Raw genomic sequence first — 16,213 nt, forward strand, 5'->3', positions numbered from 1 at the left:
CAAGGAACCCCCTGGTTTATGAGCACTATCCGCGAGCGCAACAAAGAACTGATCCTGCGTGCCGCCAGTGAAGAATTTGCCGACAAGGGCTTCGCTGCGACCAAAACCAGTGACATCGCAGCCAAGGCGGGATTGCCCAAGCCCAACGTCTACTACTACTTCAAATCCAAGGAAAACCTCTACCGCGAGGTCCTGGAAAGTATCATCGAGCCGATTCTGCAGGCCTCGACACCGTTCAATCCTGAAGGCGAGCCCAGCGAAGTACTGAGCGGCTACATTCGCTCGAAAATTCGCATCTCCCGCGACTTGCCGTTCGCCTCGAAAGTGTTCGCCAGCGAAATCATGCACGGCGCCCCGCACCTGAGCGCCGACCTGGTGGAACAGCTCAACAGCCAGGCCAAGCACAACATCGACTGCATCCAGACCTGGATCGACCGCGGCCAGATCGCCGCCATCGACCCCAACCACCTGATGTTCAGCATCTGGGCCGCGACCCAGACCTATGCCGACTTTGACTGGCAAATCACGGCGATTACTGGCAAGGCCAAGCTGGATGAGGCCGATTATGAGGCGGCAGCGCAGACGATCATTCGGTTGGTGTTGAAGGGGTGTGAGCCGGACTGACCACCGCGCTGCGGCCATCGCTGGCTTGCCAGCGATGGAGGCAACTCAGTGTCAGATCAAATCCAAATGGCATCCCAAAGCGGATAGTCGCCAATCTTTTCGACCAACCCCGCCCGTAATGGGTTAGCCACCACATATCGCGCCATTTTCACCAGATCCTCTTCCCGCCGCAGTGCCCGGTCGTGATAACCCTGCTGCCAAAGCGGTCCTTTCCTGTTGATGGAAATATTCACTTCTCGCGCAATCAATGACTTGGTTTCGCGCATCAGTTTTTTGAGCGAACAATTTTCCAGTTCGACCAACCAGTGAAAATGATCAGGCATGACAACCCAAGCCAGTGAGTTCGCTAATTCGAGTTCTTGCGCCCGCCGAAATTGATGAGCCACCAATCTGCCCAAAGCGAAATCGGCAAAGATCGGGGCTCGATCAAGTGTGTTGGTGGTCAGTAGATAGATTCTATTGGGCTCGGCATAGCGGCCGGCTCGCAGGCGATGTGATGCGGGAAGATCAGGCAATCCATTGCCCCTTCACGATGAGTTCATTAGAAGGCTAGACCTCAGTGATCCATCTGGCTGGTTGGGTCTTTTTCTTGATGTGTCCGTCAGGCCACCATCGCTGGCAAGCCAGCTCCCACAGTGGTTGGTATCGTTCAAAAATCTTTGTTCAACACAAAACCTTGTGGGAGCTGGCTTGCCAGCGATGACTATCGATCAGGCGCGAGAAATCAGGAAGCCACCCCTGCATCCGCCTTCAACTCCAACGCCTCCACCGCCTTAATAGCCACCTGCTCATCGATATCCGACAGATCGCCGCTAATCCCGATTGCTCCCAGCACATTCCCCGCCTGATCCCGAATCAACACACCGCCCGGTGCCGGCACGACGCTGCCCTGGCCCATGCTATTGAGCGCGGCAATAAAGGCCGGGCGTTGTTGGGCGTCGAGTGCCAGAAGGCGTGAGCCCTTGCCCAGGGCGATGGCGCCCCAGGCTTTGCCGATGGCGATATTCGGGCGCAGCAGGCTGGCGCCGTCTTCGCGTTGCAGTGTAATCAGGTGGCCGCCGGTATCGAGTACCGCGACGGTCAGCGGCGCGGCGTTGATGCCCCGCCCTGCATTGATGGCTTCGTTGACCAGTTTGACTGCAACTTTCAAGGTTAAAGCGCTCATGGTGCCGTCCTCATTTTGTTTTTCGGAAAGGCGTTGGGCTGCGCCGTTGTGCCGCAGGCCGATGCAACAAATAGAACACAATGGGTTATTTTTTTGTATACAATAATTATCGAAAAGCGCCACATGCGACGAAAAGCCACACTAGATAAGACTTTCGACGAATGAAACGGTCGCTTGAGAAAATGGATTGACCTGCGCCGTCCGCCGTGAATACACTCTGCGCAAAGCCACTTGTATACAATTACAAAACGTAAGAGGCACAAAACCATGAGCAAAATGAGAGCAATCGAAGCCGCCGTTCTGGTGATGCGCCGTGAAGGGGTTGATACCGCTTTTGGCATCCCGGGCGCCGCGATCAACCCGCTGTACTCCGCCTTGCAGAAGGTCGGTGGCATCGATCACGTCCTCGCTCGCCACGTTGAAGGCGCCTCGCACATGGCCGAGGGTTACACCCGCACCAAGGCTGGCAACATCGGCGTGTGCATCGGTACCTCCGGCCCTGCCGGTACGGACATGGTCACCGGGCTCTACAGCGCCTCGGCCGACTCGATCCCGATTCTCTGCATTACCGGCCAGGCCCCCCGCGCCCGTATGCACAAGGAAGACTTCCAGGCCGTCGACATCACCACCATCGTCAAGCCAGTGACCAAGTGGGCAACCACCGTCATGGAACCGGGCCAGGTGCCTTACGCGTTCCAGAAAGCCTTCTACGAAATGCGCTCCGGCCGCCCAGGCCCGGTGCTGATCGACCTGCCGTTCGACGTGCAGATGGCGGAAATCGAATTCGATATCGACGCTTACCAACCGCTGCCGCTGGCTAAGCCCACCGCTAACCGCGTGCAAATCGAGAAGGCCCTGGCCATGCTCGATCAGGCTGAGCGTCCATTGCTGGTGGCCGGTGGTGGCATCATCAATGCCGACGCCAGCGACTTGCTGGTCGAGTTCGCCGAGCTGACCGGCATCCCCGTCATTCCGACCCTGATGGGCTGGGGCACCATTCCGGACGATCACCCTTTGATGGTCGGCATGGTCGGCCTGCAAACCTCGCACCGCTACGGCAATGCGACGATGCTCAAATCCGACGTGGTGCTGGGCGTGGGTAACCGTTGGGCCAACCGTCACACCGGTTCGATCGACGTCTACACCGAAGGCCGCAAGTTCATTCACGTTGATATCGAACCGACCCAGATCGGCCGCGTGTTCAACCCGGACCTGGGCATCGTCTCCGACGCCGCGGCCGCACTGACCGTGTTCATCGAAGTCGCCCGTGAATGGCAAGCCGCCGGCAAGCTGAAAAACCGCAGCGCCTGGCTGCAAGACTGCCAGCAACGCAAAGCCAGCCTGCAGCGCAAAACGCACTTCGACAATGTGCCGGTCAAGCCGCAGCGCGTTTACGAAGAGATGAACCAGGTGTTCGGCAAAGACACGTGCTACGTCAGCACCATCGGTCTGTCGCAGATTGCCGGCGCGCAGTTCCTGCACGTCTACAAGCCGCGTCACTGGATCAACTGCGGCCAGGCCGGCCCGTTGGGCTGGACCATTCCGGCGGCACTGGGCGTGGTCAAGGCTGATCCGACCCGCAAGGTCGTGGCGCTGTCGGGCGACTATGATTTTCAGTTCATGATCGAAGAGTTGGCGGTGGGCGCGCAGTTCAAGCTGCCGTACATCCACGTTGTGGTCAACAATTCGTACCTGGGGCTGATTCGTCAGGCCCAGCGCGGTTTCGACATGGACTACTGCGTGCAGCTGTCCTTCGATAACCTGAACGCTCCGGAACTCAATGGTTACGGTGTCGATCACGTCGCGGTCGCCGAAGGCCTCGGCTGCAAGGCATTGCGAGTGTTTGAACCGGGTCAGATCCAGCCTGCCCTGCGCAAGGCCCAGGAACTGATCGAAGAGTTCAAGGTGCCGGTGATTGTCGAGATTATTCTGGAGCGTGTGACCAACATTTCCATGGGCACCGAGATCAACGCCGTCAACGAATTCGAAGACCTGGCGCTGGTCGGCAACGACGCACCGACGGCGATTTCGTTGCTTGATTAACAGCTGATCGTTCCCACTGTGGGAGCGCGCCTGTGTGGCGAGGGAGCTTGCTCCCGCTGGGTCGCGAAGCGGCCCCAAAAGCTTTGCGACTGCTTCGCAGCCGAGCGGGAGCAAGCTCCCTCGCCACACAGGCTCGCACCCACAGGGGCCTGCACATATTTACGGGAGACCACCATGCCGCGTTTCGCAGCCAACCTGTCCATGCTGTTCACTGAGCAGGATTTTCTTGCCCGTTTTGAAGCGGCCGCCAAGGCCGGTTTCAGTGGTGTCGAGTACCTGTTCCCTTACGATTTCAGCTCCGCCGAGATCAAGGCCAAGCTCGATGCCAACGGTCTGACCCAGGTGCTGTTCAACCTGCCGGCCGGTGACTGGGCCAAGGGCGAACGCGGTATCGCGTGCCTGCCGGACCGCGTTGAAGAATTCCGCGCCGGTGTCACCCTGGCTATCGCCTACGCGCAAGTGCTGGGCAACACCCAGGTCAACTGCCTGGCCGGTATTCGTCCACAAGGTGTCGACGATGCCACCGTGGAAAAAACCTTCGTCGCCAACCTCAAGTACGCGGCCGACAAGCTGCAAGCGGCGGGTATCAAACTGGTGATGGAAGCGATTAACACCCGCGACATCCCGGGCTTCTACCTGAACAACACGGCGCAAGCCCTGTCGATCCGCGAACAAGTGGGCAGCGCCAACCTGTTCCTGCAATACGACATCTACCACATGCAAATCATGGAGGGCGACCTGGCCCGCACCATGGCTGCGCACCTGGGCGAGATCAACCATATCCAGTTGGCCGACAACCCAGGACGCAACGAACCGGGCACCGGTGAAATCAACTACCGCTTCCTGTTCGAACACCTGGACCGCATCGGTTATCAGGGTTGGGTTGGCTGCGAATACAAGCCGCTGACCACGACCGAAGCGGGCCTGGGCTGGTTGAAAACCCATAACGCGATCTGAACGAACAACACAAAACTCTGTGGGAGCGGGCTTGCCCACGATGGCGGCAGCACACAAAACAAATAGCTTGCCTGACCCACCGCCATCGCTGGCAAGTCGAATCGTCGCACCGCAGCTCCCACAATGAATCTGCTGCGTCTCTAAGACTGCATTGCAGCATCGAAATAAAACGAGGATTTTCTCATGGCTAAAATCGGATTTATCGGCACCGGCATCATGGGCCACCCAATGGCGTTGAACCTGCAGAAAGCCGGTCACAGCCTGTTCCTGTCGGCGCACCACGACGCCGCGCCTGCCGACCTGATTGCCGCTGGCGCCGTCGCCCTGGCCAACCCGAAAGAAGTCGCGCAAGAAGCCGAATTCATCATCGTCATGGTGCCGGATACCCCACAGGTAGACGACGTGCTGTTCCGCGCAGACGGCGTTGCAGCCGGCGTGGGCAAAGGCAAAATCGTTATCGACATGAGCTCGATCTCGCCGACCGCGACCAAAGCGTTCGCGGCCAAGATCAACGAAAAAGGCGCGCAGTACCTCGACGCGCCAGTGTCTGGCGGTGAAGTCGGCGCCAAGGCGGCGAGCCTGAGCATTATGGTCGGCGGCGATGCCGATGCCTTTGAACGCGCCCTGCCGCTGTTCCAGGCCATGGGCAAGAACATCACCCTGGTCGGTGGTAACGGCGACGGTCAAACCGCGAAAGTGGCGAACCAGATCATCGTTGCGCTGAACATCCAGGCCGTCGCAGAAGCCCTGCTGTTCGCCTCGAAAAACGGCGCCGATCCGGCCAAGGTTCGTGAAGCACTGATGGGCGGTTTCGCTTCGTCGAAGATCCTCGAAGTACACGGCGAGCGCATGATCAAAGGCACTTTCGATCCGGGCTTCCGCATCAGCCTGCATCAGAAGGATCTGAACCTGGCCCTGCAAGGTGCCAAGGAACTGGGCATCAACCTGCCGAACACCGCCAACACCCAGCAAGTGTTCAGCACCTGCGCGGCCATTGGTGGCAGCAACTGGGACCACTCGGCATTGATCAAGGGCCTGGAACACATGGCGAATTTCTCGATTCGCGATAAGTAACATTCGCCGCAATACCTGTGGGAGCGGGCCTGCATCGCTGGCAAGCCAGCTCCCACAGGGACCGAGTCGAAACACCTGCTTTCGCCCTACTCCAATAACAAGAATTCCGGGAGCCCGCCATGTCGGTCGATCCGCAACAATTCCTGCGCGAGCTGTTCGCCACAGCCATCGACGCCGCCCATCCGCAGCAAGTCCTCGAAGCCCATTTGCCCAAAGATCGCAGCGGTCGGGTAATCGTCATCGGCGCCGGTAAAGCCGCGGCCGCCATGGCGCAAGTCGTCGAGCGTTGCTGGCAGGGTGAAGTCTCCGGTCTGGTGGTGACGCGTTACGGTCACGGCGCCCCGTGCGAAAAAATCGAAGTGGTCGAAGCGGCCCATCCGGTGCCGGACGCTGCCGGCCAGGCTGTCGCCAAGCGAGTCTTTGAGCTGGTCAGCAACCTGACCGAAAACGACCGCGTGATCTTCCTGCTCTCGGGTGGCGGCTCCGCCCTGCTCGCATTGCCCGCCGCCGGTATCACCCTCGCCGACAAGCAATCGATCAACAAAGCCCTGCTCAAATCCGGCGCCACCATCGGCGAGATGAACTGCGTGCGCAAGCACCTCTCGGCGATCAAGGGCGGCCGTCTCGGCAAAGCCTGCTGGCCGGCCACTGTGTATACCTATGCGATTTCCGATGTGCCGGGCGACCTCGCCACGGTCATCGCTTCCGGCCCGACCGTGGCCGACCCAAGCACCTGCGCCGAAGCGCTGGCGATCCTCAAGCGCTATGGCATCGAAGTTCCGGCCTCAGTGCGTAACTGGCTGCAAAGCCCGGAATCGGAGACGGTCAAACCCGGAGATCCGAGCCTCGCGCGTAGTCATTTCCAGTTGATCGCCCGTCCACAACAATCGCTTGAAGCCGCCGCCGTGAAAGCGCGGCAGGCCGGTTTCAGCCCGCTGATCCTCGGCGATCTGGAAGGCGAATCCCGCGACGTGGCCAAGGTCCACGCCGGCATCGCCCGTCAGGTCGTGCTGCACGGTCAGCCACTGGCCGCGCCATGCGTAATCCTTTCGGGCGGTGAAACCACCGTGACCGTACGCGGCAATGGCCGTGGCGGGCGCAACGCCGAGTTCTTGCTGAGCCTGACCGACAGCCTCAAAGGCCTGCCCGGCGTCTACGCCCTGGCCGGGGACACCGACGGCATCGACGGCTCCGAAGACAACGCCGGCGCAATCATGACCCCGGACAGCTACGCCCGTGCCGCCGCCCTCGGTTTGAGCGCCAGCGACGAACTCGACAACAACAATGGCTACGGCTATTTCGAGGCGCTGGACGCACTGATCGTCACCGAGCCGACCCGCACCAACGTCAATGACTTCCGCGCCATCCTGATCCTCGAGAGCCCTAAACATGACGCCTGACAAGAAGGTTAAGATCCTCGCCACCCTCGGCCCAGCCATCGACGGGATCGACGACATCCGCGAACTGGTGCAGGCCGGGGTCAATATTTTCCGCCTGAACTTCAGCCACGGTGATCACGCCGACCACGCTCAGCGCTACCACTGGATTCGTGAAGTCGAGCGCCAGCTGAATTACCCGCTGGGCATTCTGATGGACCTGCAAGGCCCGAAACTGCGGGTCGGCAAGTTCGCCGAAGGCAAGGTGCAACTGCATCGCGGTCAGGCCTTGCGCCTGGACCTGGACCCGACGCCGGGTGACGAGCGCCGCGTTAACCTGCCTCACCCGGAAATCATCGCCGCGCTCGAGCCAGGCATGGACCTGCTGCTGGACGACGGCAAATTGCGTCTGCGCGTGGTGACCAAGTATTCCGACGCCATCGACACCACCGTGCTCAATGGCGGCGAACTGTCGGACCGCAAAGGCGTGAACGTACCGCAAGCGGTGCTGGAACTGAGCCCGCTGACCGCCAAGGATCGCCGTGATTTGAGTTTCGGCCTGGAGCTGGGTGTGGATTGGGTCGCGCTGTCATTTGTGCAACGTCCGGAAGACATCCGCGAAGCCCGCGAGTTGATCGGCGACAAAGCATTTTTGATGGCCAAGATCGAGAAACCATCGGCGGTGACTCAGCTGCGGGAAATCGCTGAATTGAGCGACGCGATCATGGTCGCTCGCGGTGATCTGGGCGTGGAAGTGCCGGCCGAAAGCGTGCCGCAGATTCAGAAAAACATCATCACCCTCTGCCGTGAGCTCGGCAAACCGGTGGTGGTGGCGACGCAGATGCTCGAGTCGATGCGCTTCTCCCCGGCCCCGACCCGCGCCGAGGTCACCGACGTGGCCAACGCCGTGGCTGAAGGTGCGGACGCGGTGATGCTGTCGGCGGAAACCGCCTCCGGTGAATACCCGCTGGAAGCGGTGCAGATGATGAGCAAGATCATCCGCCAGGTGGAAAACGGTCCGGACTATCAGGCGCAACTGGACGTGAGCCGGCCGAAAGCCGAGGCGACGGTTTCAGATGCGATCAGCTGTGCGATTCGTCGAATCAGCAATGTGCTGCCAGTGGCGGTGCTGGTGAACTACAGCGAGTCCGGCACCTCGAGTTTGCGCGCGGCGCGGGAACGGCCGACGGTGCCGATCCTCAACCTCACGCCGAACCTGCAGACCGCTCGCCGCCTGACCCTGGCGTGGGGCGTGCACTCGGTGGTCAATGATCGGCTGCGGCAGGTGGATGAAGTGTGTTCGACAGCGCTGGAGATTGCCCAGGCCCAGGGCATGGCTCAGCGGGGCGACACGTTATTGATCACTGCGGGTGTGCCGTTTGGGCAGCCGGGGTCGACTAACTCATTGCGCATCGAAACCCTGATTTAACCCCATACCATGATCGTTCCCACGCTCTGCGTGGGAATGCGGCCCGGGACGCTCTGCGTCCCAAGAGCAGACGCAGAGCGTCCATCGAGGCATTCCCGCGCAGAGCGTGGGAACGATCTGCACTGAATGACCCTTAAAATGCCTGCCAATCACTTCAACACCCACTGCCCCGACTGGGCGACAGCCCTGCTCAACGGTTTCAGTCAGATCTTCCTCCAGCGAAATCCGCTGTGCGGCCTGCTGTGCCTGTTGGCGATTCTGTTTACCGCGCCCACCCTGCTCGGCGGTGCGCTGCTGGGCGGTGTCGCCGGGTTGCTCACCGCGCAACGTCGCAACTACGCCAAAGAGGATCGACAGGCCGGACTGTTCAGCTACAACGGCGTCTTGCTCGGCTTGCTGCTGAGCCTCTATTTCCCCTGGTCTGCCCTGCTGCCGCTGATGATCATCGCCTGCGGTGGCCTGAGCGCGATGCTGACTCAACAGTGGCTAAAACGCTCCCGGGTCAGCCAATACCTGCCCGCCTACACCGCGCCCTTCGTGGGATTGGGCTGGTTGCTGCTGTGCTTCGCCACGCCGTCGACCCAGGCGCACCTGATCGAAATCAACACCCTGAACATGCTCGCCGCCCCCCTCAAAGGCCTCGGCCAGGTGATGTTCCTCGGTCATCCGCTGGCCGGTGCGCTGATTGCCGCCGGATTGCTGATTGCTGACCGCCGCGCTTTTTGCTGGGCGATGTTCGCGTCTGTCGCGGGCATGGGCTGGAGCCTGCTGAACCATGACTTCTACACCGCCCTGATCGGCCTCGGTGGCTATAACGCCGTGCTTGCCGCCCTCGCCTTCAGCTCGCAACGCCAGCAACTGTGGCTGCCTCCGCTCGCTATTGCACTCGCGTTGCTGCTGACACCCGTGTTTGCCGCGATCGGCCTGCCCACGCTGACCGCGCCGTTCATCCTCGGTTGCTGGCTGATCCGTTCGATTGTTCAAGTGCTCGGCAAAGCCACGATGACCACTGCGCCTTGCGCTCCTGGGGAGAATCAACCTAGGCTGCGCTGATCATTGGTTCAGGCGGTATCCATGGACAGCAGCAAAAACTGGCGTGAAGAGCTTTACGTCATGGTTTTCCAGAGCGACACCAAGGCGGGGCGACGCTTCGACGGCATCCTGCTGTTGATCATCCTCGCCAGCATCGTCATCGTGATGCTCGACAGCATCGACGCGGTTCACCAGAACTACGCCGATCTGCTGGCGTATATCGAGTGGGGCTTCACCTTCGTTTTCGCCGTCGAATACATCCTGCGGCTGTACTGCTCGCCCAAGCCTTTGCGTTACGCGTTCAGCTTCTATGGGCTGGTGGACTTGCTGGCCATCGTGCCCGGCATCCTCGCGCTGTATTACGCCGATGCGCAGTACCTGCTGATCATCCGGATCATTCGGATGCTGCGGATTTTCCGCGTGCTCAAGCTCGGCCCGTACCTCAAGCAAGCCAATTACCTGATGTCAGCGCTGCGCGGCAGCAAACAGAAAATCGTGGTGTTTCTGGTCAGCGTCTGCACCCTGGTGACGGTGTTCGGCACCTTGATGTACGTGATCGAAGGTCCGGAACACGGCTTCACCAGCATTCCCAAAGGCATCTATTGGGCGATCGTTACGCTGACCACCGTGGGCTTCGGCGACATCGTGCCGAAGACGCCGTTGGGCCAGGTGATTTCGTCACTGGTGATGATCACCGGTTACTCGATCATCGCCGTGCCCACCGGGATTTTCACCGCCGAACTGGCTAACGCGATGCGTGGCGAACAGCTGCAACATGACTGCCCGGTGTGCAAGAAAAACAGCCACGAACACGGTGCGGCATTCTGCTCGCGATGTGGCAACGCACTATTCAAGAAACTGGAATAAGCAAAGAGCTTTTTAATCTTTAAAGGCCTATGCGAGCCCGGCTATAGTCGCTGGCAAATTGCCTCACTTTTAAATTAGAACAAGGACTGCGCAGTGAAAAAACTCTTTGGCGCCTCACTTCTGGCCGCTGGCCTGGCATTGACCAGCATGGCTCAAGCCGCCCCGACCCTGCTTAACGTTTCCTACGACGTGATGCGCGATTTCTACAAGGACTACAACACTGCCTTCCAGAAACACTGGCAAGCCGAGCACAACGAAAACATCACCCTGCAGATGTCCTTCGGCGGTTCCAGCAAACAGGCGCGCTCGGTGATCGACGGTCTGCCGGCTGACGTCATCACCATGAACATGGCGACCGACATCAACGCCCTGGCGGACAACGGCAAACTGGTGCCGGACAACTGGGTCACGCGCCTGCCGAACAACAGCGCGCCGTTTACCTCCGCCACGGTTTTCATCGTGCGTAAAGGCAACCCGAAAGCCCTGAAAGACTGGCCGGATCTGCTCAAGGATGGCGTTCAGGTGATCGTGCCGAACCCGAAAACCTCGGGCAACGGTCGCTACACCTACCTGTCGGCCTGGGGCTATGTGCTGAAGAATGGCGGTGATGAGAACAAGGCGAAGGAGTTCGTTGGCAAGCTGTTCAAACAAGCCCCGGTACTGGACACCGGCGGCCGCGCAGCCACGACCACGTTCATGACCAACCAGATCGGCGACGTGCTGGTGACCTTCGAAAACGAAGCGGAAATGATTGCCCGCGAGTTTGGTCGTGACCAGTTTGAAGTGATCTACCCGAGCGTTTCCGCCGAAGCCGAACCGCCGGTGACGGTGGTCGACAAAGTCGTCGACAAGAAAGGCACTCGCGCTGCGGCCGAGGAATACCTGAAGTACCTGTGGTCGCCGGAAGGTCAGGAAATTGCGGCGGCGAACTACCTGCGTCCGCGTGACCCGGCGGTGTTGGCCAAGCACACCGATCGTTTCCCGAAAGTGGACTTCCTGTCGGTTGAGAAGACCTTTGGTGACTGGCGCACGGTGCAGAAGACCCACTTCAATGATGGCGGGATCTTTGATCAGATTTACACCGGTCAGTAATTCCTGAGCAAAATGAAAAAGGCGACCTGAGCAGGTCGCCTTTTTTTGCCGGACACAAACCCAAAGTTCACCGGGATTGGGACTTGCCTTCACATTGGTGGTGTCACGCCATCCTTGCCCGCCGAGATCGATTGCGCCGTCAGCGTCCCGTCCGCACTCTGCGTCACAAACGTCACGATCTTCACCCCCACCTTCAGCAAACTGCGATCCCCCGGCACCAGATTCACAATCGGCACGTCCATCGGCACCAGGATTTTCTGCTGCCCGCCCTTGTAGTTAACCGTCAACACCCGGCCATTGCTGACCACCAGATCACCGACGCTGCCATTGGTCATGCTGCTGCCCTTGACCAGGTCGAAAGGCCGATGCCCGTCGCCACTGCCGGCCAGTTCCGGCGGGAAGACGTGGACTTCCAGCGCCTTGAGGGTCCCATCTTCCTGAGGAATCGCCGCCGAGCCGATGTAGCTGCCGGGTTTGATGTCTTCGATGTTAGCCAAAGTGACGGCGCGGATTTTGGTGTCGTTGGTCAGGTGGATGACCACGTTTTCACCGCTGTTGGCGTGGACGTTCAAGGCGTCGGAGCTGACCCCGGTGATCTCGCCGCGAACACCGATGCGCAAACCCGGCGCGTCGGCGGCCGCGGCCAGGCCAGTGGTCAACAAGGTCATCAGTGTCAGGGCTGAAGCGCCGCGAATCAGGTGGCGAATCATCGCATTCATGGCAGTGCCTTCCGGTTATGAAACGTGAGAGAGAACATAAGCACGCTATCGAACAGGATGTAAGTGAATGTATCATCGGACCTCACATTTTTGGGACGCAAGGTGCATCGGCAAACAGCACATGGCCAGCGTCACTCATTCCGCAATGGAATGATTACTATCACTTCAACCTCTCTTCCGCCGTTTGGGCTTGCCGCTTAGCCTTCGCGCATTCCCTTTTGTCCAGCGAGACCCGTTATGAATCCAACGACCCAGGCGCCCCACGGTGCCGCGACAATGACCAAAGGCATGGTGCTGCTCTTCGCCTTCTGCTGCGGCGCCATCGTCGCCAATATTTACTATGCCCAGCCGATCATTGGCCTGATCGCGCCGGACATCGGCCTGACCAGCACCATGGCCAGCTTCATCGTTTCGTTGACGCAAATTGGCTACGCGCTGGGGTTGTTCTTCCTGGTGCCGCTGGGCGATCTGCTGGAGAACCGTAGATTGATGATCATCACCACCGTGGTGGCGATTGCCAGTTTGCTGGGCGCTGCGTTCACCGATCAGCCCAATGTGTTTTTGCTGATCTCGTTGCTGGTGGGCTTCAGTTCAGTATCGGTGCAGATCCTGATTCCACTGGCCGCGCATCTTGCGCCGGAAGAATCTCGCGGCCGGGTGGTCGGCGGAATCATGGGCGGTTTGCTGCTGGGTATTCTGCTGGCACGACCGGTGTCCAGCGTGGTGGCTGACCACTTCGGCTGGCGCGCGATGTTCATGATTGCGGCCGCGTTGATGGCGGCGATCAGCATCGTGCTCGCGCTGACCATTCCCAAGCGCCAGCCTGATCACAGTGCTTCTTACGGGCAGTTGCTGGGGTCGCTGTGGACACTGTTGCGCCAACAACCGGTCTTGCGTCAGCGGGCGTTTTATCAGGGCTGCATGTTCGCCACGTTCAGCCTGTTCTGGACCGCCGTGCCGCTGGAACTCGCCCGCAATCATGGCCTGTCGCAAACCCAGATCGCGATCTTCGCCCTGGTCGGTGCCATCGGCGCCATCGCCGCGCCCATCGCCGGTCGCCTGGCTGATGCCGGTCACACCCGCATCGCGTCTTTGCTGGCCCTGATATTCGCCAGCCTGAGCTTCCTGCCGGCGTTCATCCATCCGCTCTACAGCGTCATAGGCCTGGCCGTGACCGGCGTGGTACTCGACTTCTGCGTTCAGATGAACATGGTCCTCGGCCAACGCGCGGTCTACGCCCTCGACGCCAAAAGCCGCAGTCGCTTGAACGCGCTGTACATGACCAGCATCTTCATCGGCGGCGCGTTTGGTTCGTCGGTGGCCAGTGCAGTGTATGAACACGGCGGCTGGTTGTGGATCGTGATTGTGGGGAGTACGTTTCCGCTGTTGGCGTTGCTGCGGTTTTTGAGTGCTTCGCAGAAGGCTTCGCTGGCGACGGCTTAAGCTTTTTAAACCCTCGCGAGCTCGCTCCCACAGGTAATCGCCCAACCTGTGGGAGTGAGCCTGCTCGCGATGCGATGTGATGGCAATCGCCTGATTCAAACGTTCAACATTCCCCATCCCCTGCCTGCGAATTCCGGATTGTCCCGATGCGTGCTTACTGACGTTGGTGTTGGAACAATAAACCCCTCCTCCACCATTTTTTGCAGCAGGATCCGTGCGACTTCGACAGCAGCGTTGTATGCCTCCTCAAACGTATCCCCGGCGGTCACCGCGCCAGGGATGTCAGGTATTTGAATACCGATTGCCGTTCTCTCGTCTCCCCACTCGATAATGATGGGATGGTGCACAGGCGTTCCTCCCGCAAAACATCACCTTAATCAAGGGTCACTGGACCATAGAATCCGGACAGGGTCTGTTCACGTTGTTTTTCAGGATGTGAGCTCACTCATTCCCCCAAGAGTGTCGATGCCGGCACGATTATGTGATCGATCAGGATGGTGTGAGTCGTTACGCCGAGGTCAACCCGGATTACACTCAGCGTCCTGAGCCTGAAGCGATGCTGGATGCGATTCGCGGCTGCCCCTTTCACTGCCGCCCGCCCCGGCGGCAGGTTCTTTTCAAGGAGTGTGAAATGACCCGTCGTACTTTTCTCATCACAGGCGCCAGCAAAGGCATCGGTCGCGCGGTGGCCGAGCATCTGGATCGCGCCGGGCACCGGGTGGTCGGGATCGCACGACCCCCTGACCTGACGTTCCCCGGCATTCTGTTTCCACTGGATTTGAGCGACCGGGCGCTGACTCAGGAAGTCCTGGCGGATCTGGCCAGGACGTACGAGTTTGATGGGCTGGTGAACAACGTCGGTCTGGTACGCCCGCAGGTGTTGGGCGAGATCGATCTGGATACGTTCGACGATGTGATGCGGGTCAACCTCCATTCGGCGTTGCAGGCCACCCAGGCACTGCTGCCGAATATGCGTGCCAAGGGCTGGGGTCGGGTGGTGAATATTTCCAGTTTGACCGTGCTGGGGATCACCCAACGCACGGCGTATGCGGCGGCGAAAGCGGCGCTGATCAGCTTCACGCGATCGTGGGCGCTGGAGCTGGCGAAAACTGGCGTGACAGTGAATGCCGTGGCACCGGGGCCGACTGAAACCGAATTGTTCCGCACCAACAATCCACCGGGCAGTGAGGGTGAAGCGCGGTATCTGGCGGGCGTGCCGATGGGCCGTTTGGGGCAGCCGCAGGAGATTGCGGCGGCGATCGCGTTTTTGCTGTCCGAGCAGAGCGGGTTTATCACCGGGCAAACGCTGTTTGTCGATGGCGGCTCCTCCATCGGCAAAGCCGCGTTCTAACCAACAATACAACCCCCCTATAGGAGTGAGCCTGCTCACGATGAGGTCCTGACAGCCAACATCGTTGTTGAATGTCAGGCCGCCATCGCGAGCAGGCTCACTCCTACAGGGGATTTCCTAAAGGCATCAGACTGCACAAGGGTTTCGAATGGACCGCCTCGCCGCAATGGAAACCTTCGTCTACGTCGTGGAAACCGGCTCGTTTTCCGCCGCCGCCCGGCGCCTGAATATCGGCCAGCCCGCCGTGTCGAAAGCCATTGCGCAACTCGAATCACGCCTGGCCGTGCGACTGTTGTTGCGTTCGACCCGAGGCCTGACGCCCACCGAGGCCGGCCTGGCCTTTTTCGAACGCGCCAAACGTGCCATCGAAGAAGTTGACGAGGCCGACAACGCCGCGCGCGGTGCCGCCAGCGGGCTGACCGGCAACCTGCGCATTTGCGCCGCCGTGACCTTCGGCCGAATCCATATCGTGCCGCACCTCGGGCCGTTCCTCGATCAGAATCCAGACCTGAACATCGACCTGCTGCTCGACGACCGTAACCTCAATCTGGTCGAAGAAGGCGTCGACGTCGCACTGCGCATGGGCGCCCTGAGCGACTCCGGCCTCACCGCCCGCAAGATCGCCGAATGCCGACGTGTTGTACTCGGCACACCGGCTTACTTCGACAAACACGGCGAACCCACCTGCCCGGCTGACCTGTGCAAACACCAGGCAGTGGTCTACGCCTTGGGCGGCGGCGCCAACTGGCAATTTCGCAACGCGAGCGAAGAACAATCCGTGATCATCAATGGCCGAATTCGCGTCAGCGCCGCGGAAGGTTTGCGTGAAGCGGTCCTCGCCCATCTGGGATTGACCATGGCCTCCGAATGGATGTTTGCTCCGGAGCTGGCCAGCGGTGCCGTCAGGGAAGTGATGACAGACTGGACCCTGCCGAACCAGGATTTGTGGGCGGTGTTTCCCACCGGAAGAATGGCCAGCGCGAAGGCTCGGGCGTTTGTGGAGTATGTGCAGGGGTTGTTGGTGAATAGAACCTGAACAGG

15 protein-coding genes and 1 pseudogene are annotated in these 16,213 nt (G+C 60.0%); 12 read left to right on the forward strand and 4 right to left on the reverse strand.

Annotation, left to right across the window (positions count from 1 at the left end; genetic code table 11):
* Positions 1 to 18: 18 nt before the first annotated feature.
* Entirely contained in the window at positions 19 to 624 is a 606-nt protein-coding gene (locus tag H8F22_RS05530; RefSeq protein ID WP_027922404.1) for a TetR/AcrR family transcriptional regulator, read from the forward strand.
* 56 nt (positions 625 to 680) lie between these two features.
* Here H8F22_RS05530 and H8F22_RS05535 read toward each other — a convergent pair whose 3' ends face one another.
* The gene (locus H8F22_RS05535; protein WP_059181367.1) at positions 681 to 1,139 is read right to left on the reverse strand and encodes an REP-associated tyrosine transposase; all 459 of its coding nucleotides are present in this window, start codon (positions 1,137 to 1,139) and stop codon (positions 681 to 683) included.
* Positions 1,140 to 1,348: 209 nt separating this feature from the next.
* On the reverse strand, positions 1,349 to 1,789 hold the full coding sequence (locus H8F22_RS05540; RefSeq protein WP_027922402.1) for a GlcG/HbpS family heme-binding protein: 441 nt from the start codon (positions 1,787 to 1,789) through the stop codon (positions 1,349 to 1,351).
* Between the two features lie 267 nt (positions 1,790 to 2,056).
* On the opposite strand from H8F22_RS05540, the gene gcl reads away from it, so the two are divergent.
* The 8 genes from gcl to H8F22_RS05580 all read left to right on the forward strand — a co-directional run bounded on the left by gcl (position 2,057) and on the right by H8F22_RS05580 (position 11,659).
* Positions 2,057 to 3,832, forward strand: a complete 1,776-nt coding sequence (gene gcl, locus H8F22_RS05545) for a glyoxylate carboligase (RefSeq protein ID WP_027922401.1) — start codon at positions 2,057 to 2,059, stop codon at positions 3,830 to 3,832.
* A gap of 174 nt (positions 3,833 to 4,006) precedes the next feature.
* On the forward strand, positions 4,007 to 4,789 hold the full coding sequence (gene hyi, locus H8F22_RS05550; RefSeq protein ID WP_027922400.1) for a hydroxypyruvate isomerase: 783 nt from the start codon (positions 4,007 to 4,009) through the stop codon (positions 4,787 to 4,789).
* Between the two features lie 183 nt (positions 4,790 to 4,972).
* Complete coding sequence (locus H8F22_RS05555) at positions 4,973 to 5,863, forward strand: 2-hydroxy-3-oxopropionate reductase (protein WP_027922399.1); 891 nt, start codon at positions 4,973 to 4,975, stop codon at positions 5,861 to 5,863.
* Between the two features lie 119 nt (positions 5,864 to 5,982).
* On the forward strand, positions 5,983 to 7,263 hold the full coding sequence (locus H8F22_RS05560; protein WP_194939824.1) for a glycerate kinase type-2 family protein: 1,281 nt from the start codon (positions 5,983 to 5,985) through the stop codon (positions 7,261 to 7,263).
* Positions 7,253 to 8,668: a pyruvate kinase gene (gene pyk / locus H8F22_RS05565; protein WP_194939825.1), complete on the forward strand. Its 1,416-nt coding sequence runs from the start codon at positions 7,253 to 7,255 to the stop codon at positions 8,666 to 8,668. Before H8F22_RS05560 ends, pyk begins: the two co-directional genes overlap by 11 nt.
* A 138-nt stretch (positions 8,669 to 8,806) precedes the next feature.
* Complete coding sequence (locus tag H8F22_RS05570) at positions 8,807 to 9,721, forward strand: urea transporter (protein WP_027922396.1); 915 nt, start codon at positions 8,807 to 8,809, stop codon at positions 9,719 to 9,721.
* A gap of 21 nt (positions 9,722 to 9,742) precedes the next feature.
* Positions 9,743 to 10,567, forward strand: coding sequence for an ion transporter (locus tag H8F22_RS05575; protein WP_027922395.1), 825 nt, complete (start codon positions 9,743 to 9,745; stop codon positions 10,565 to 10,567).
* A gap of 93 nt (positions 10,568 to 10,660) precedes the next feature.
* On the forward strand, positions 10,661 to 11,659 hold the full coding sequence (locus H8F22_RS05580; RefSeq protein ID WP_059181368.1) for a sulfate ABC transporter substrate-binding protein: 999 nt from the start codon (positions 10,661 to 10,663) through the stop codon (positions 11,657 to 11,659).
* 89 nt (positions 11,660 to 11,748) lie between these two features.
* Here H8F22_RS05580 and H8F22_RS05585 read toward each other — a convergent pair whose 3' ends face one another.
* Entirely contained in the window at positions 11,749 to 12,378 is a 630-nt protein-coding gene (locus H8F22_RS05585) for a DUF5666 domain-containing protein (protein WP_172825914.1), read from the reverse strand.
* A 237-nt stretch (positions 12,379 to 12,615) separates the two neighbouring features.
* On the opposite strand from H8F22_RS05585, the gene H8F22_RS05590 reads away from it, so the two are divergent.
* Positions 12,616 to 13,821, forward strand: a complete 1,206-nt coding sequence (locus H8F22_RS05590; RefSeq protein ID WP_027922392.1) for an MFS transporter — start codon at positions 12,616 to 12,618, stop codon at positions 13,819 to 13,821.
* 98 nt (positions 13,822 to 13,919) lie between these two features.
* Here the strand turns inward: H8F22_RS05590 and H8F22_RS05595 are convergent.
* A pseudogene (locus H8F22_RS05595) lies at positions 13,920 to 14,168 on the reverse strand (type II toxin-antitoxin system HicB family antitoxin); the annotation flags it as partial.
* Between the two features lie 284 nt (positions 14,169 to 14,452).
* Here H8F22_RS05595 and H8F22_RS05600 point away from each other — a divergent pair.
* Entirely contained in the window at positions 14,453 to 15,172 is a 720-nt protein-coding gene (locus tag H8F22_RS05600; RefSeq protein ID WP_194939826.1) for an SDR family oxidoreductase, read from the forward strand.
* Positions 15,173 to 15,320: 148 nt separating this feature from the next.
* A complete protein-coding gene (locus H8F22_RS05605) occupies positions 15,321 to 16,208 on the forward strand; it encodes a LysR family transcriptional regulator (protein WP_027922390.1) in 888 nt (295 codons plus the stop codon).
* The last annotated feature ends 5 nt before the right edge of the window (positions 16,209 to 16,213 follow it).

The sequence above is a fragment of the Pseudomonas mucoides genome, from assembly GCF_015461845.1.
Classification (GTDB): domain Bacteria; phylum Pseudomonadota; class Gammaproteobacteria; order Pseudomonadales; family Pseudomonadaceae; genus Aquipseudomonas; species Aquipseudomonas mucoides.

Bases quoted from the DNA above. Each gene is read 5' to 3' on its own strand.
- H8F22_RS05530 (WP_027922404.1), top strand. From the start codon at position 19: ATGAGCACTATCCGCGAGCGCAACAAAGAACTGATCCTGCGTGCCGCC.
- H8F22_RS05540 (WP_027922402.1), bottom strand. From the start codon at position 1,789: ATGAGCGCTTTAACCTTGAAAGTTGCAGTCAAACTGGTCAACGAAGCC.
- gcl (WP_027922401.1), top strand. From the start codon at position 2,057: ATGAGCAAAATGAGAGCAATCGAAGCCGCCGTTCTGGTGATGCGCCGT.
- hyi (WP_027922400.1), top strand. From the start codon at position 4,007: ATGCCGCGTTTCGCAGCCAACCTGTCCATGCTGTTCACTGAGCAGGAT.
- H8F22_RS05555 (WP_027922399.1), top strand. From the start codon at position 4,973: ATGGCTAAAATCGGATTTATCGGCACCGGCATCATGGGCCACCCAATG.
- H8F22_RS05560 (WP_194939824.1), top strand. From the start codon at position 5,983: ATGTCGGTCGATCCGCAACAATTCCTGCGCGAGCTGTTCGCCACAGCC.
- pyk (WP_194939825.1), top strand. From the start codon at position 7,253: ATGACGCCTGACAAGAAGGTTAAGATCCTCGCCACCCTCGGCCCAGCC.
- H8F22_RS05570 (WP_027922396.1), top strand. From the start codon at position 8,807: ATGCCTGCCAATCACTTCAACACCCACTGCCCCGACTGGGCGACAGCC.
- H8F22_RS05575 (WP_027922395.1), top strand. From the start codon at position 9,743: ATGGACAGCAGCAAAAACTGGCGTGAAGAGCTTTACGTCATGGTTTTC.
- H8F22_RS05585 (WP_172825914.1), bottom strand. From the start codon at position 12,378: ATGAATGCGATGATTCGCCACCTGATTCGCGGCGCTTCAGCCCTGACA.
- H8F22_RS05590 (WP_027922392.1), top strand. From the start codon at position 12,616: ATGAATCCAACGACCCAGGCGCCCCACGGTGCCGCGACAATGACCAAA.
- H8F22_RS05600 (WP_194939826.1), top strand. From the start codon at position 14,453: ATGACCCGTCGTACTTTTCTCATCACAGGCGCCAGCAAAGGCATCGGT.
- H8F22_RS05605 (WP_027922390.1), top strand. From the start codon at position 15,321: ATGGACCGCCTCGCCGCAATGGAAACCTTCGTCTACGTCGTGGAAACC.